Annotated in this window: 16 protein-coding genes and 1 pseudogene; 8 read left to right on the top strand and 9 right to left on the bottom strand. The window is 68.5% G+C overall.

The genetic code is table 11. From position 1 onward, the window contains the following. Together R6V09_RS28910 and R6V09_RS28905 are read left to right on the top strand one after the other, a co-directional pair. Window positions 1-543, top strand: a pseudogene (locus R6V09_RS28910) (dioxygenase); the annotation flags it as partial. A 162-nt stretch (window positions 544-705) separates the two neighbouring features. Continuing rightward, window positions 706-1,074: a hypothetical protein gene (locus tag R6V09_RS28905; protein WP_317884386.1), complete on the top strand. Its 369-nt coding sequence runs from the start codon at window positions 706-708 to the stop codon at window positions 1,072-1,074. 66 nt (window positions 1,075-1,140) lie between these two features. On the opposite strand, the gene R6V09_RS28900 is transcribed toward R6V09_RS28905, so the two are convergent. The 3 genes from R6V09_RS28900 to R6V09_RS28890 all read right to left on the bottom strand — a co-directional run bounded on the left by R6V09_RS28900 (window position 1,141) and on the right by R6V09_RS28890 (window position 2,582). After that, a complete protein-coding gene (locus tag R6V09_RS28900; protein ID WP_317884385.1) occupies window positions 1,141-1,431 on the bottom strand; it encodes a hypothetical protein in 291 nt (96 codons plus the stop codon). A gap of 9 nt (window positions 1,432-1,440) precedes the next feature. Further along, on the bottom strand, window positions 1,441-2,070 hold the full coding sequence (locus R6V09_RS28895) for a hypothetical protein (protein ID WP_317884384.1): 630 nt from the start codon (window positions 2,068-2,070) through the stop codon (window positions 1,441-1,443). A gap of 80 nt (window positions 2,071-2,150) precedes the next feature. Continuing rightward, on the bottom strand, window positions 2,151-2,582 hold the full coding sequence (locus tag R6V09_RS28890) for an ATP-binding protein (RefSeq protein ID WP_317884383.1): 432 nt from the start codon (window positions 2,580-2,582) through the stop codon (window positions 2,151-2,153). Between the two features lie 246 nt (window positions 2,583-2,828). Here R6V09_RS28890 and R6V09_RS28885 point away from each other — a divergent pair, with 246 nt between their 5' ends. From R6V09_RS28885 to R6V09_RS28865, 5 genes are all read left to right on the top strand, one after another. Continuing rightward, on the top strand, window positions 2,829-3,680 hold the full coding sequence (locus tag R6V09_RS28885) for a helix-turn-helix domain-containing protein (protein WP_317884382.1): 852 nt from the start codon (window positions 2,829-2,831) through the stop codon (window positions 3,678-3,680). Window positions 3,681-3,683: 3 nt separating this feature from the next. Next, a complete protein-coding gene (locus tag R6V09_RS28880) occupies window positions 3,684-3,863 on the top strand; it encodes a DUF397 domain-containing protein (RefSeq protein ID WP_317884381.1) in 180 nt (59 codons plus the stop codon). An 18-nt stretch (window positions 3,864-3,881) separates the two neighbouring features. Next, window positions 3,882-4,070, top strand: a complete 189-nt coding sequence (locus tag R6V09_RS28875; RefSeq protein WP_317884380.1) for a DUF397 domain-containing protein — start codon at window positions 3,882-3,884, stop codon at window positions 4,068-4,070. Between the two features lie 77 nt (window positions 4,071-4,147). Then, complete coding sequence (locus R6V09_RS28870; RefSeq protein ID WP_317884379.1) at window positions 4,148-5,134, top strand: intradiol ring-cleavage dioxygenase; 987 nt, start codon at window positions 4,148-4,150, stop codon at window positions 5,132-5,134. 107 nt (window positions 5,135-5,241) lie between these two features. After that, a complete protein-coding gene (locus tag R6V09_RS28865) occupies window positions 5,242-6,591 on the top strand; it encodes a pectate lyase family protein (protein WP_317884378.1) in 1,350 nt (449 codons plus the stop codon). 22 nt (window positions 6,592-6,613) lie between these two features. Here the strand turns inward: R6V09_RS28865 and R6V09_RS28860 are convergent, their stop codons facing one another. From R6V09_RS28860 to R6V09_RS28850, 3 genes are all read right to left on the bottom strand, one after another. After that, window positions 6,614-8,047, bottom strand: a complete 1,434-nt coding sequence (locus R6V09_RS28860; RefSeq protein ID WP_317884377.1) for an FG-GAP-like repeat-containing protein — start codon at window positions 8,045-8,047, stop codon at window positions 6,614-6,616. Between the two features lie 102 nt (window positions 8,048-8,149). Beyond that, window positions 8,150-8,626 (bottom strand): hypothetical protein, encoded by a 477-nt coding sequence (locus tag R6V09_RS28855; protein ID WP_317884376.1) that lies wholly within the window; start codon window positions 8,624-8,626, stop codon window positions 8,150-8,152. A 46-nt stretch (window positions 8,627-8,672) separates the two neighbouring features. After that, the gene (locus R6V09_RS28850; protein ID WP_317884375.1) at window positions 8,673-9,323 is read right to left on the bottom strand and encodes a TetR/AcrR family transcriptional regulator; all 651 of its coding nucleotides are present in this window, start codon (window positions 9,321-9,323) and stop codon (window positions 8,673-8,675) included. Between the two features lie 116 nt (window positions 9,324-9,439). On the opposite strand from R6V09_RS28850, the gene R6V09_RS28845 reads away from it, so the two are divergent. Beyond that, window positions 9,440-10,177, top strand: coding sequence for an SDR family NAD(P)-dependent oxidoreductase (locus R6V09_RS28845; protein WP_317884374.1), 738 nt, complete (start codon window positions 9,440-9,442; stop codon window positions 10,175-10,177). Here the strand turns inward: R6V09_RS28845 and metG (R6V09_RS28840) are convergent. From metG (R6V09_RS28840) to R6V09_RS28830, 3 genes are all read right to left on the bottom strand, one after another. Next, complete coding sequence (metG, locus tag R6V09_RS28840) at window positions 10,174-11,772, bottom strand: methionine--tRNA ligase (RefSeq protein WP_317884373.1); 1,599 nt, start codon at window positions 11,770-11,772, stop codon at window positions 10,174-10,176. The genes R6V09_RS28845 and metG (R6V09_RS28840) overlap by 4 nt on opposite strands. A 30-nt stretch (window positions 11,773-11,802) precedes the next feature. Then, window positions 11,803-13,524 carry a methionine--tRNA ligase gene (gene metG, locus R6V09_RS28835; protein WP_317884372.1) on the bottom strand — a complete coding sequence of 574 codons (1,722 nt, stop codon included), beginning with the start codon at window positions 13,522-13,524 and terminating at the stop codon, window positions 11,803-11,805. Between the two features lie 124 nt (window positions 13,525-13,648). After that, window positions 13,649-14,397: VWA domain-containing protein (locus tag R6V09_RS28830; protein WP_317884371.1), on the bottom strand; the 749-nt coding region annotated here is incomplete at its 5' end.

Genomic DNA, 14,397 nt, shown 5'->3' with positions numbered 1-14,397 from the left:
CCCTCGGGCACCCCGACCGGCACCCCGACGGGCGGTCCGCCCGGTGGCGGCGGAGGCCACCAGGAACCCACCGACGACGACCGCTTCCTGCGCGGCACCTGGCACACGGACCGGCACGGCCAGGTCACCTTCAAGACGGTGTTCCCCGGTTGGTACCAGGGCCGTTGCGTCCACATCCACGTCAAGGTGCACGTGGACGGCGAGTGGACGGACGCGGGCTACGAGGGCGGGCACACCTGCTTCACGGGCCAGTTGTTCTTCGACGAGAAGTCGGTGCTGGCGTCGGCGGTTGTGGAGCCGTACGTCTCGAACACGACGACCCGCACGACGCTCACGGAGGACGGGATCTATCCGCAGAACGGCCACGAGGGCGGCCTGCTGTACCTCAAGTACGACAGACGGCGCATCGGGCGGGGCGTGCACGGGCATCTGACGCTGGGGGTGGTGCCGGACGAGACGAACGACGGCACGGGCGGCGGAGCCCCGGGCGGACCCGGCCCGTCGGCTTCGGCGTCCGCGTCACCGTCGGCCACGACAGGCTGACGAACACACCGACCTCGTACGTCCCACCCGCCCCCCACCATGGAAACCTCGCAGCGGACACACAGGAATATCGATGTGCCTGCACAGAGGCAGGGCGTGTCATGGACGTACGAGGTCGGAACCGCCCGGCCTCATGGACCATGTGAACGCCGGGAGGAAGCGATGGGATACGTCGTGCTCGCACTGCTGTTGATAGCCGGGGCGGCGTTCGCCGTCGCCGCGCAGCGTCGCTCGCACCGGACGCGGGGCGTGTCCCACCTCTCCGACCTGGACGCGGAGGTCGAGGCCAGCGGCTGGGTGCTGCGGCTCGGCGCGAGCCTGTCCGTCCCGGAGGCGAGGATCTGGGCCGGGGCCGGCGAAACGGCGACCCGAGCCCTGACCGATGCCGCGGAGTGCCACCGCGCGGCAGGTGCCCAACTGTCCGCGGCCCACACGGCGGACGAGTACGCCGAGGCGACGCGGGTGGCCAAGGAGGGCCTCGCCCATATCGCTACGGCGCGGGCGGCGCTGGGCGTGGCCGTAGCGGTGTGAGGGATCAGCTGCGGCGTTGCCGCCAGCGGCGTCCTACGTACGGCCCGCCCGTTCGGCCTTGAGTCGTCAGGCCTGGTCGGTGCCGGCCTGGGGCTGAGGTGCCTCGGCCCTCTCGACGAACAGGTCTTCCGCCGTGGACGCGGTCAGGGAACCGTCGAACCAGAGGGTGAGGGTGTCGAGGTCGGTGCAGGAGGTGATGCGTTCCCGGATGTGGTCGGGGATGTCGATGCCGTGCTTTTCCAGCACGCGCAGGATGAACGAGGCGCCCTCCTCGGCCTTGCCCTCTGTCTTGCCTTCCAGGTACTTCTCCTCGAAGAGCGTCCCGTGGCCCGGGAAGTGGGTGATGACGTTCGACATCAGCTCTCTCTATTTCTCCTTGGCCGGAGTGTTCTCCAAGCCGACTTCCGTTACTTCGAACCAATACGCCGTGGTGCCTGGGTCGAATGACAGGAGTCCGCGGGCCAGCGTCTCCAGTATGGCGGGCGCTCGCCGGTCGTCGCTATGGACGATGGCCGAGAGCACCGCCAGGGCCGGCTGCCGGGTCACCGTCGACTCGTCGGTGATCACCGGGACGGTGCCCGGTCCCAGCACGAACGGGCGTGTGACCTGGGTCGACCAGGGGCCCACAGCGCACTCGAAGGGGCCTGCTGCCCACTTCGCCGTCGATCGGTCTCGACATACGGCCACCAGCAGCACGGGCATGTCGTACTTCGCGCTGAGGTGCGCCACGTAGTAGGCCCAGCTCTTCGCCTTGTCCGGGTCCTTCTTGGTCTGGGACTCGATGGCGAGCAGGAAGCTCTCGCCCATGGCGGGTTCGAACTTGAGCACCGTGTCCACGCGGCGCTCAAGGGGCCGGATTTCGGTGGCGTCGGGTGTGATCGAGCCGAAGTCCGACTTCTCGGGCGGCGGGATGCCCAGTGACTCGAAGACGAGGGTGAGGGCCTCCGGATGCTCCTGGAAGAGCCGGTGGGTCGCCTCGTGGGTTGATGTGACCATGTGCGCAACCTAGGTGGATCAAGGACCGGGATGGCCGGTCGATTTGGGGACGTTCACTCCTTCGAGGGGCGGAGGAACGTTCAGGCTGCCGTGGTCAGTTCGCACCAGACGTACTTGCCCCGGCTGCCGTTCCTGGACAGCGGCTGCCAGCCCCAGAGATCGGCGCAGGCCTTGACGAGGCCCAGGCCGCGGCCCTCCTCCCCGTCCAGGAGCTTGGTCAACTCCCCTGGGGGCTCCGGGGGTTCGGGGTTCGCATCCCAGGCGCCGATACGGAGGGTGCCGGGTTTCCAGGAGACGCGTAGAGCCACGGGGCCTTTCGTGTGGCGTACGGAGTTGGAGACCAGCTCCGTTGCCAGGAGTTCGGCGGTGTCGACCAGGCCGATCAGTCCGTGCATCGTCAGGATCAGGCGGAGGGTGCGGCGGCTGACGGTGACGGCGCGGAGGTCTTGGGGGATGGTGAGGGTGTATTCCCAAGGGGCGGCTGCGGCGGCTGGTTCTTCGGTTTCGGGCATGCGTGACTCCTGGTCAGGGAGGGGGAGTTGGCGTGTTCTGCGGGTCGGCGGGCGGTGGCTTGTCGCGGCCGTCATGGCAGGGCGGGGCGGTGCGCTTCCGGGGTCCCGGTATTCCGCAGGGTGTGCGTCGCGTCACTGACGGTAGGGCCAAATGTTTCGCCGAAGCAAGTCGTTCGCGTAATCTGGCACCCGAACTGTGTTTTCAACCTCGTCTGAAGACAGTGAAGTTGGGAAAGTGGGAGCCGGATGCCCGCAAGGGTTCAACCAACCGCTCGTCAAGTACGCCTCGGTGCTGAGCTGCGCAAACTCCGCGAGGCGGCGGGACTGACATCTCGCGAGGCGGCTCGTCTGTTGGGAACGAACCCCGCCCAGATGAGTCAGATCGAAGCGGGTAATGCCGGGGTCAGCGGGGATCGGGTACGCAGGCTGGCGGTGCAGTACGCCTGCGCGGACCGGGAGTTGGTCGATGCCCTCGTGGAGATGGCGACGGATCGTACGCGCGGCTGGTGGGACGAGTACCGGGACGTACTGCCACCCGTCTTCCAGGACTTGGCTGAGCTGGAGCATCACGCGCGGTTCATGCAGGTGGTCGGCACTGCTCACGTGCCCGGGCTGCTCCAGACCGAAGACTATGCGCGGGCGGTCTTCGACTACGTCATTCCTGAACTACCAGAAAACGAGCGGGCGTTGAGGGTGGAACATCGTCTGCGCCGCAGGCAGGTCCTCACCCGGGAGGATGCCGCTTCCTACGAGGCGCTGGTGCATGAGTCCGTACTGCGCACGCGCGTCGCGGACCGCGTGGTAGCTCGCTCTCAGCTCGACGAACTGCTGAGCCAGTCGGAGCGTCCGAACATCACCGTGCGCGTGATCCCGTTCGACGTGGACGGTTTCGCCGGCGCGGGCGCGATGATGTTTTATGCCGGTGGACGGGTGCCCGAGCTGGACACTGTGCAGCGGGATGCCCCGTACGGCTCGGTGTTCGTGGATGCGCCCGCCCAACTACTGGCCATGCGAACTCTCTTCCGTAGGGTGGAGGCGGCGGCCCTTGCACCTGCCAAGTCGCAGGACTACATCCACCGAATGACGAAGGAGTTGTAAGGCGTGATCCAGTGGCAGAAGTCCTCGTTCTCCGGCGGTGGAGACGGCAACGAGTGCGTGGAACTGGCCCAGAGTCACGGCGCCTGGCTCCTCCGGGAAAGTGACGATCCCAGCCGGATACTCCCCGTCACCTCCACCGGGCTCGCCGGACTCCTGCGCCATCTCGGAGCCGACCCGCGATAGCGGAAGGAACTGCGAGACGTGATCCAGTGGCAGAAGTCGACCTTCTCCAGCGGAAGCGACGGGGCCAACTGTGTGGAAGTGGCCGCCCTAGAAGGTGAGTTGCTCCTCCGCGAGAGCGACGACCCCACCCGGATGCTCCCCCTCACCCCCACCGCCCTCGTCGCCCTCCTCCACCGCATGCGCGGGCAGCGCCTCGGCTCAAGCTGAGGAAGCGACTTCAGGATTCATGGGAAATCACAGCTCACGCCCATGTTTCTTACAGGCCTCTTACCTACCGTCCGGGCATGACGGGAAACGAAACAACCAACGAGTCGCCGGAACAACCGCGTAACCAATCCCCCGCGCACAAACGGGACTTGACCCGACGCAAGGTCGTCGTCGCGGGCGGAGCCGCCGTCGCCGCGGTGGGTGTGGGCGGAGGGCTCGCCGCGAGTGCCTTCGCGGACGGGGCGAGTCCCACCGCGCCCGGGAAGAGCACGGCGAGCGGTGCCGAGACGTGTTACACGCTCACCTCGGAGACCACCGAGGGGCCGTACTACATCGACGCCGACAAGATCCGCCAGGACATCACCGAGGACGAGGTGGGCATTCCCCTGACCCTCACCCTCAAGGTGATCGACGCGGAGACCTGCAAGCCGCTCAGGAACGCGGCCGTAGACATCTGGCACTGCAGCGCGCTCGGCATCTACTCCGGCTATGAGGCGATGAGCAGCGGAGGTGGTGGCGGAGGCGGCGCTCCCACCGACGCACCCTCCGGCACCCCCACCGGCGAACCCCCGTCCGGCGCCCCCTCCGGCGGAACCGGCGGTGGTCACTCCGAGCCGACCGACGACGAGCGTTATCTGCGCGGCACTTGGAAGACCGACAAGCGCGGCCACGTCACCTTCAAGACGGTGTTCCCGGGCTGGTACCAGGGCCGTTGCGTCCACATCCACGTGAAGGTGCACGTCGACGGTGAGTGGACCGACGCCGGTTATGAAGGTGGGCACACCTGTCACACCGGCCAGCTCTTCTTCGACGAGAAATCCGTGCTCGCGTCGGCGACGGTCGAGCCGTACTCCACCAACACCACCACCCGCACCACCCTCACCGAGGACACGATCTACCCGCAGAACGGCCACGAGGGCGGCCTGCTCTTCCTTGAGTACGACAAGAAGCGCATCGCCAAGGGTGTCCGCGCCCACCTGACGATGGGCGTCGCCCCGGACGAGACCCACGACAGCACGGACACCCAGCCGAGCGCGTCGGCATCGGCATCCGCGTCCTCATAGAGCGTCAACCATGCGCAGGATCAAGAAAGTTGGCGGGCCGCGGCAACTTTCTTGATCCTGACGGCCACTGAGGAGTCGTAAACCCTCGCCGTACCAAAGGACTTCCCGTGGCCACTCCTTCCCACCGCCGTTCCCTCCGCACGCGCCGCACGATCGTCGTCACGGCCGCCGTGGCCGCCGCGGGCGTCGGTGCGGGCTATCTCGTGCTCAACGCGAACGCCGCCGGCACCAGCGTCGACCTGTACCACCAGACCCTCGCGGCCAAGGACGGCTGGGCCTCGTCCGGTACCGGGACCACCGGCGGCGCGAAGGCCGATGCCGCGCACATCTTCACCGTGAGCACCCGGGCGCAGCTCGTGAAGGCGCTGGGGTCCGCGAGTGACACCACGCCCCGGATCGTCAAGATCAAGGGCACGATCGACGCCAACACCGACGACAGCGGGAAGAAGCTGAGCTGCGCCGACTACTCGGCGGGGACCGGCTATTCGCTGTCCGCCTACCTCAAGGCCTTCGACCCCTCCGCCTACGGCACCTCCAAGCTGCCCTCCGGTACGCAGGAGAAGGCGCGGGCGGCGGCGCAGGTCAAGCAGGCGAAGAACATCGTGTTCAAGGTGCCTGCCAACACCACCGTCGTGGGTGTGCCCGGCACCAAGGCCGGGATCACCGGCGGCATGCTCCAGGTACAGAGCGTGGACAACGTCATCGTGCGGAACCTGACCTTCGCCGCCACGCAGGACTGCTTCCCGCAGTGGGACCCGACGGACGGCGACAGCGGCAACTGGAACTCGCAGTACGACGCCGTGACGCTGCGCGGTGCCACGCATGTCTGGGCGGACCACAACACGTTCACCGACGCGCCCGGCCTCGACACCTCCGACCCGACGTACTACGGCCGCCAGTACCAGATCCACGACGGCGACCTCGACATCACCAAGGGCTCGGACCTGGTGACCGTCGAGCGCAACCAGTTCACCAACCACGACAAGACGATGCTGATCGGCAGCAGCGACACCGACAGCGTCGGCAAGCTGCGCGTCTCCATCCACCACAACGTGTGGAAGGGCATCGTGCAGCGGGCGCCGCTGGCCCGGATCGGGCAGATCCACATCTACAACAACTACTACGACACGACCGCCCTCAACGGTTACACGCTCCTCTACAGCGTCAACTCCCGTGCCAAGGCCCAGGTCGTCGCCCAGAACAACTACTGGAAGGTGTCCGCGAGCCAGAAGCTCGGCAAGCTGTTCAGCGGTGACGGCACCGGGTCCATCGCGGGCAGCGGCAACCTCGTCAACGGAACGGCCACCGACCTCGTCGCCGCCTACAACGCCGCCAACTCCAAGAAGCTGAAGACCACCGTGAACTGGACGCCGACCCTCACGGCAGGTCTGGAGACGTCGGCGAAGAATCTGCCGACGGAGCTCGCGACCACGACCGGGGCCGGCGTCCTCAAGTAGCCGATGGAGAAAGGCCGTTGCCTCAGATCAGCCAGAGGAGCCCGTACCCACCCAGGGCCGTGTCGCTCTTCTGGGTGAGGCCGACCGCAGGTCCGGTGAACAGCTTGGTGCCCGTGGCCGTCGGACGGGAGGTGCTGCCGGGGAAGACCCAGACGGCGCCGGTGGCGTTGTTCTCGTAGGCCGCGCTCACGAACAGCTCGGGCTTTCCGTCCTTGTTGACGTCCCCGACCGAGACCGTCGTACCGAAGAAGTCGTCGATCTCGGAGGCGCCGGGGACGCCGGCCGTGTCCTGGGAGAAGGAGTACGAGCCGCTGCCGAGGGCGCCCGTGCGACGGCCCGGGATCACCGTCACGTTTCCGGCCCGGCTCTTGCCGGAGAGGCTTTCGGAGGGGGCGCCTACGACGATGTCGGCGAGCCCGTCCCGGTTGAGGTCGGCCACGGCCAGGGCGCCGCCGAACTCGTCGTCCTTCTCGCTCGCGCCGGGCACCCCGGCGGTGTCCTGGGTGAGCTGTACGGGCTCGGCGGTCGCCGCGATGCCCTTCGCCGTGCCGTAGTAGACCAGGACGCGTCCGCCCAACGCGCCGTCCACACCCGCGACATCGGGCTCCCAGGGGTCGCCGACGACGAGGTCGGCGTACCCGTCGCCGTTGACGTCGCCCGAGGCGGCGATGAGGCCGTTGCCCCGCTTCGGCTGCATGACGGTGGTGGCCGGGTCGACGTAGACCTCGCCACCGCTCAGGTCGCTGAGGCCCTGGGTGGTGACGGCCAGGTCGAGCACGGTGTCGCCGTCGAAGTCGCCGAGCGCGACGCTCGCCGGAGAGGCGGTGTTCTGGTCGGGTACGGCCGAACCGTAGGTGCCGGTGCGGCTGAACGGTCCCTTGAAGACCAGGGAGTCCGATCCGGCGACCGCGACCTGCGTCCTGCTGCCCGCGCCGATGCTCAGAGCGGCCAGGTCGGTGCCGTACCGCTCCAGGTAGTCCGACGGCGCAGGCAGGTCGGTGCCCGTCGTCAGCCCGCTCTTGCCGCCCCACAACACGGTGACCAGGCCCGCGTCCTTGCCGCGGGTCGTGTCCTCGTACGGCGCGGAGACCACGAGGTCCGCGTAGCCGTCCCGGTTGAGGTCGGCCGTCGCGGTGGCGGAGCCGAACCCGTCACCCGCCTCCGCGGTGCCCGGTACCCCGGCGGTGTTCTGGGTGATCGTCTTGCGGTGGGCGGCCGAGATCCCCGACTTCGAGCCGTACAGGACGACGACGGCGCCGGCCGCCTCCTTGCCGGACACGTTCGCGCCGGGCGCGGGCAGTACGGCGTCGCGGTACCCGTCACCGTTGAAGTCGCCGGGAGCTGCTCCGTGGACCGCGAACGCGGGCGCGGCGGGCAGCAGCGAACCACCGGCCAGCACCGCGGCCACCGTCGCGACGGCTCTCCATCTGCCCCTGGACGTCCGTGACTTGAGCATGTGAGTCCCCTCCCACCCCGGGCGCATCCCCTGTGCGCCGACAACTGACGCGCAGTGTAAAGCCCGCGGCTGTGCGGGAGTTGGACTTTCCGGGCCAGGTGCTCAGCTGTCGTACGTGCCGTCCCACGGCGGGCCGAAGGCGTGCCGGTCCGGATACAGCTCGGCCCAGCTGCCGTCCTCGTCCTCCTCGACCAGCAGGCCGAACAGGACGCCGTCCACGGTGCGTTGGAAGGGGCGGACCGCGATATCGGTGTAGCTGCGGCGGGGGAGGGCGCGCAGCAGTTTCGCCAGGTGGATGCGGGCCTGTGAGAGGACCGAGTCGTCGCCGTGCGGGGCGCGTTGCTGCTCGGCCCAGGTGCCGGCGCACCAGATCTCCGAGTCGCGGTACCGGCCCGCGGCGTCGAAGGTGTGGAGCACCGTGTAGAGACGTTTCTGCTCTTCCCAGCCGTCGGCGGGACGGAAACCCTGGGGGAACGCGTAGGTGACCGACGCCAGGAACTGACCGTCCGCGTAGCGGCCGACGGCCCCGCTGCGCTGATTCGGGTCGTAGGCGATCGGGATGACCTCGGGGACTGCCATGGCGGCACCTTACGGGTTGGCGCGAACACGTCTACGTCGGGGTCCGTCACCGAGCCCGCATGACCTCGCTGAGTTGACCCGGGGTCAATGGTGGCACCGCGATGGGATGCGCCGCACCAGCCCGCAGTCCGTCGAGGAAGAAGGCCAGGCAGCGGCGCCAGGTGTCGGGGGCCGTCGCCATCGACTCCCGGATCACCTGGGACATCGCCCAGATCAGGGTGACCAGGTCCTCCGGCTCGAAATCAGGGCGCAACTGCCCGCTGTCCCGGGCCCGTTCGATGATCAGCTCCGCGCGCCGGAAGCCGCGGTGACAGGCCTGCTCGACCTCCCCCGCCGGCCGGAACCGTTGTGCCATCGCGTCGTTGAGGCCGTGGTCCTCGGCCTGCAGCGCGAAGAGTCCCTCGATGTACCCGACGAACCCGTCCCAGGGGTCCGGGGCCGCCAACGCCGACTCGATGATCCGCTCCAGCGCGGCCAGCCGTTCCGGGAAGATCGCGTCCCAGAACGCCTCCCGGTTCGGGAAGTGGTTGTACAGCGTGCCGATGCTGACCCCGGCCCGCCGGGCGATCTCCTCCAGCGGCGCGTCCAGGCCGCGCTCCCCGAACGCCTGGGTGGCGGCGACGAGGAGCTTGTCGCGGTTGCGCGCGGCGTCGGCCCGCAGGGGTTTGGGAGCGGGAGTGGGATCGGGCTGGTGCATGACGCCATCATACGGAACTTGAGATGAGCCTCAGGTTCCGTGCTACGGTCGGAGACATAAGTTGAGGTGCACCTCAAGTTAGCCATGTCCGTGAATTCACCCCGGAAGGCTCCGCCATGCCCGCATCGCAACAGCCCAAGATCGCCGTCGTCCTCGGGGTCGGCCCCGGCCTCGGCATGTCCGTCGCCCACCGCTTCGGCCGCGAGGGATACACCGTTGCGCTGGTGTCCCGCAGCGACGTCCGGCACGCCCGCTACGTCGCGTCACTCGCCGCGGCGGGCGTCGAAGCCGCGTCCTACGTCGCCGACGTGCGCGACACCAAGCAGCTCGGCTCGGTTCTCGACTCCGTCGCCGAGCGGTACGGCCGTATCGACCTCGTCTACTACGGGCCGGGCGCCCTCGACCTCGACGAGAGCCGCCCCAAGTCGATCACCGAGACCGACTCCGCCGGCGTCCAGGAGGCGATGACGTGGATGTATCCGGCCGTCGACGTGGTGGGCAGGGTGCTGCCCGGCATGGTCGAGCGGGGTGGCGGCGCGTTGGTGTTCGCGGGCGGGCTCAGTGCCGTGGTGCCGATGCCCACGCTCGGCGCGCTCGCCGTCTCGTCGGCCGCCCTGCGCAACTACGCCCTGACCTTGAACGCCGCGCTGGCAGGCACCGGGGTGTACGCAGGGAACCTGGTCATCGGCGGACTCATCGAGCGCGGTGACATCCACCAACTGCTGACGTCGAACCCCGAGCAGTTCGGGAACGTCGGCGACCGGACCCTCGACCCGGACGAAATCGCTGACGGCGCCTGGGAGTTGGTGGCGCGACGGGACCGGGCGGAGGACACGTTCAGCGTGCTCGGCTAAGAGTCCGTGGAGTCCGTACGGTCCTCACGGTCTTCAAGACGCGGAAAGAGCACCGCGCCCTTCGTCACCCGGGAGCCGGGCGGGAGTTGTCCCCAGTCGGAGGCCTGCCGGATGTGCTGGTCCCGTAGCGGGCCCAGGGACGTCGAGGCGCCGAGGGAGTCCCACAGGCGCTCCGACGTCTCCGGCATGACCGGTTCGAGGAGGATCGCGATCGCGCGCAGCGAGTCCGCGGCCGTGTAGAGGATCGTCGCCAGGCGGTCGCGGGCCTCGGGGGAGTCGGACTTGGCGACCTTCCAGGGTTCCTGGTCGGTCAGATAGCCGTTGACCTTCCGGACGAAGTCGAAGACGGCCAGGATGCCGCCCTGGAAGTCGAGTTGGTCGCCGATACGGCGGTCCGCCTCCGAAGTCGCCGTGAGCAGAGCCGACTTGAGTGAGCGCTCGGCCTCGGTCTCCTCCCCCGGCGCGGGCAGCGCGCCGTCGAAGTACCTGGCCGTCATCGCGGTCACCCGGGACGCCAGGTTGCCGTAGCCGTTGGCGAGTTCGCTGGTGTAGCGGGCGGTGAAGTCCTCCCAGGAGAAGGAGCCGTCCTGGCCGAAGGCGATCGCGCGGAGGAAGTACCAGCGGTAGGCGTCCACGCCGAAGTGCGCGGTCAGGGTCTCGGGGCTGATGCCCGTCAGGTTCGACTTGGACATCTTCTCGCCGCCGACCAGCAGCCAGCCGTTGGCGGCGATCCGGCCCGGGAGGGGGAGGCCGTTGGCCATCAGCATCGCCGGCCAGATCACCGCGTGGAAGCGGAGGATGTCCTTGCCGACCAGGTGGACGTCCGCCGGGAACGTCGCCTCGAACTTCGCCGGGTTCTCGTTGTAGCCCACCGCCGTCGCGTAGTTGAGGAGCGCGTCGACCCAGACGTAGATCACGTGCGAGGTGTCCCAGGGGACCTTGACGCCCCAGTCGAAGGTCGAGCGGGAGATCGACAGGTCCTGGAGGCCCTGGCGGACGAAGTTCACGACCTCGTTGCGGGCCGAGGCGGGCTGGATGAAGTCCGGGTGGGCTTCGTAGTGGGCGAGGAGACGGTCGCCGTACTCGCTCAGCTTGAAGAAGTAGTTCTCCTCCTTGAGGAGTTCCACGGGCCGCCGGTGGATGGCGCACAACAGGGTCCCACTGCCGTCCTCCGCCTCGATCAGCTCGCCGGGGAGCTTGTACTCCTCGCAGTAGACGCAGTACGGGCCCTCGTAACCGCCCTTGTAGATCTCGCCCTTGTCGTGCAGGTCCTGCACGAACTCCTGGACCCGGTCGGTGTGCCGGCGCTCGGTGGTGCGGATGAAGTCGTCGTTGGAGATGGCGAGATGGTCCCAGAGGGGTTTCCAGGACTCCTCGACCAGACGGTCCGCCCACTCCTGCGGGGACACGCCGTTCGCCTCCGCCGTGCGCAGGATCTTCTGGCCGTGCTCGTCCGTGCCGGTGAGGAACCAGACGTCCTCACCGCGCCGGCGGTGCCAGCGGGCGAGGACGTCGGCGGCGACGGTGGTGTAGGCGTGGCCGAGGTGCGGGGCGTCGTTGACGTAGTAGATGGGGGTGGTGACGTAGTACGTCATCGGGTCGTCCCTGTCCAGTACGTCATCGGGTCACCCCTGGTCTCCGCCGAACCGCTCCTTGTACGTCTCCAGGTCCTCCTCCGTGAGCTTCGCGAAGAGGACCGGGGGGACGGTGAAGGGGGTACCGGCGGGGACGGCGGACAGGGCGCGGGCCTCTTCGGCGGAGACCCAGGTGGTGGTGTCGTCCTTGAGCTGGAACGCCTGGCGCATCGCCGCCGACGACGCCGGGATGAAGGGTTCCGAGACCACCGCGTAGAGGTGGATCAGGTTCATCGCCGTGCGCAGGGTGAGGGCCGCGGCCTCCGGGTCGGTCTTGATCTCCAGCCAGGGGGCCTTCTCCTCCAGGTAGGAGTTGCCCGCCGACCACAGGGCGCGCAGCGCCGCCGCGGCCTTGCGGAACTGGAGGGCCTCCATCTGGGTCTCGTACTCGGCCAGCAGGCCGGCGATCTCCTCGCCGAGCTTCGCCTCCGCCGGGCCCGCGTCGGCGCCCGCAGGGACCTCGTCGCCGAAGCGCTTCTTCGAGAAGGACAGGACGCGGTTGACGAAGTTGCCGAGGGTGTCCGCCAGGTCCTTGTTCACCGTGGCGGTGAAGTGCTCCCAGGTGAAGGAGGAGTCGTCGGACTCGGGGGCGTTGGCGATCAGGAAGTAGCGCCAGTAGTCGGCCGGGAGGATGCTCAGGGCCTGGTCGGTGAAGACGCCCCGCTTCTGGGACGTGGAGAACTTTCCGCCGTAGTACGTCAGCCAGTTGAAGGCCTTGACGTAGTCGACCTTCTTCCACGGCTCGCGGATGCCGAGCTCGGTGGCCGGGAACATCACCGTGTGGAACGGGACGTTGTCCTTCGCCATGAACTCCGTGTAGCGGACGGTGGCGTCGCTCTCGTACCACCAGGACTTCCAGTCGCGGGTCTCCCCGGCCGGGGCCGCGTCCGCCCACTCCTTCGTCGCGCCGATGTACTCGATCGGGGCGTCGAACCAGACGTAGAAGACCTTGCCCTCGGCCGCCAGCTCCGGCCAGGTGTCGGCGGGGACCGGGACGCCCCAGTCCAGGTCGCGGGTGATCGCGCGGTCGTGGAGGCCCTCGGTGAGCCACTTGCGGGCGATGGAGGAGGCGAGCTGCGGCCACTCCTCCTCGTGCGCCGCGACCCACTCCTCCACCTCGTGCTGGAGCTTCGACTGGAGGAGGAAGAGGTGCTTGGTCTCCCGCACCTCCAGGTCCGTGGAGCCGGAGATCGCCGAGCGCGGGTTGATCAGGTCGGTCGGATCCAGGACGCGGGTGCAGTTCTCGCACTGGTCGCCGCGGGCCTTGTCGTAGCCGCAGTGCGGGCAGGTGCCCTCGACGTAGCGGTCCGGGAGGAAACGGCCGTCGGTGGGCGAGTACACCTGGCGGATCGCGCGCTCTTCGATGAAGCCGTTCTCGTTGAGGCGGCGGGCGAAGTGCTGGGTGATCTCGCGGTTCTGCGGGGAGGAACTCCGGCCGAAGTAGTCGAAGGCCAGCGCGAAGCCGTCGTATACCGCCTTCTGCGCGTCGTGCGCCTGGGCGCAGAACTCCGCTACGGGGATGCCCTGCTCCTTCGCGGCCAGCTCGGCCGGGGTGCCGTGTTCGTCCGTCGCGCAGATGTAGAGCACGTCGTGGCCGCGCTGGCGGAGATAGCGGGAGTACACGTCCGCCGGGAGCATGGACCCCACCATGTTGCCCAGGTGCTTGATCCCGTTGATGTACGGAAGGGCGCTGGTGATGAGGTGTCGAGCCATCGGGGGGCTGCTCCCAGGTCGGTGTGTTGCTGTTGTTGCGAACCTTGAAATCGTAGCCGACATGGGTATGCCGCCCGCCTCCCGTTTTACGGGGTGGGAAGCGGGCGGCACAGGGGTTTCGGTGTTACGGGCGCCAGTCGATCAGTACGCCGTCGTAGAGCTCGGCGTCCGTGAGCTCCAGGGGGGTCGGGCCCGCGTGGAAGAAGGCCGTGTTGTCGGTCTTCAGCTTGCGGAGGTAGTCGAAGGCCTTGTTGTCGTGGTCGCCGAACGCGACGAACGAGAAGAACACGGAGGCGTGCGACTTCGCGGCGTCGGTCAAGGACTGGGTCGCCGGGGTCTTCGCGTCCGGGGCGCCGTCCGTCTGGAAGACGACGAGGGCGGGGGTGCCGGGGGTGGCGTTCTTGTCGTAGTGCGCGAGTACGGCTTCCACGGCGGCGTGGTAGCTGGTACGGCCCATGCGGCCGAGGCCGGCGTGGACCTCGTCGATCGCGGTCTCGGGGGAGGCGGGGGTGAGGTCTGTGGTGCCGTCCACTTCGGTGGAGAAGAAGACGACGTGGACCTTGGCCTCGGGGTCCAGATTGGCTGCCAGGGCTACGGTCTGGTCGGCGAGGGCCTGTGCGGAACCGTCCTTGTAGTACGGGCGCATGCTCGCGGAGCGGTCCAGGACGAGGTAGAGCTGCGCTCGGGTACCGGTGAGGTTGGCCTTGGCGAGAGCGGTGGCGGCGGAGCCGGACCCCACGGCCTCGGCTACGCCCTCGGCCTCGATGCTTTTCCCACCCGCACCGCCCGTGCTGCTTTCGTCGTCGGGTGCGGGTGGCCCCTGTGGGGCGGACTCGCCGTCGGCGGCTGCGGCGGCGACGGCGGCAGCGACCG

Origin of the sequence: Streptomyces sp. W16 (assembly GCF_033194735.1) — a bacterium.
Taxonomy (GTDB): domain Bacteria; phylum Actinomycetota; class Actinomycetes; order Streptomycetales; family Streptomycetaceae; genus Streptomyces.
Note: the sequence above shows the minus strand (reverse complement) of the source record. Positions and strands in the feature narration are given on the sequence as shown.

Coding starts and splice junctions, on each gene's coding strand:
- R6V09_RS28905 (WP_317884386.1), top strand. CDS start 706: ATGGGATACGTCGTGCTCGCACTGCTGTTGATAGCCGGGGCGGCGTTC.
- R6V09_RS28900 (WP_317884385.1), bottom strand. CDS start 1,431: ATGTCGAACGTCATCACCCACTTCCCGGGCCACGGGACGCTCTTCGAG.
- R6V09_RS28895 (WP_317884384.1), bottom strand. CDS start 2,070: ATGGTCACATCAACCCACGAGGCGACCCACCGGCTCTTCCAGGAGCAT.
- R6V09_RS28890 (WP_317884383.1), bottom strand. CDS start 2,582: ATGCCCGAAACCGAAGAACCAGCCGCCGCAGCCGCCCCTTGGGAATAC.
- R6V09_RS28885 (WP_317884382.1), top strand. CDS start 2,829: ATGCCCGCAAGGGTTCAACCAACCGCTCGTCAAGTACGCCTCGGTGCT.
- R6V09_RS28870 (WP_317884379.1), top strand. CDS start 4,148: ATGACGGGAAACGAAACAACCAACGAGTCGCCGGAACAACCGCGTAAC.
- R6V09_RS28860 (WP_317884377.1), bottom strand. CDS start 8,047: ATGCTCAAGTCACGGACGTCCAGGGGCAGATGGAGAGCCGTCGCGACG.
- R6V09_RS28855 (WP_317884376.1), bottom strand. CDS start 8,626: ATGGCAGTCCCCGAGGTCATCCCGATCGCCTACGACCCGAATCAGCGC.
- R6V09_RS28850 (WP_317884375.1), bottom strand. CDS start 9,323: ATGCACCAGCCCGATCCCACTCCCGCTCCCAAACCCCTGCGGGCCGAC.
- R6V09_RS28845 (WP_317884374.1), top strand. CDS start 9,440: ATGCCCGCATCGCAACAGCCCAAGATCGCCGTCGTCCTCGGGGTCGGC.
- metG (WP_317884373.1), bottom strand. CDS start 11,772: ATGACGTACTACGTCACCACCCCCATCTACTACGTCAACGACGCCCCG.
- metG (WP_317884372.1), bottom strand. CDS start 13,524: ATGGCTCGACACCTCATCACCAGCGCCCTTCCGTACATCAACGGGATC.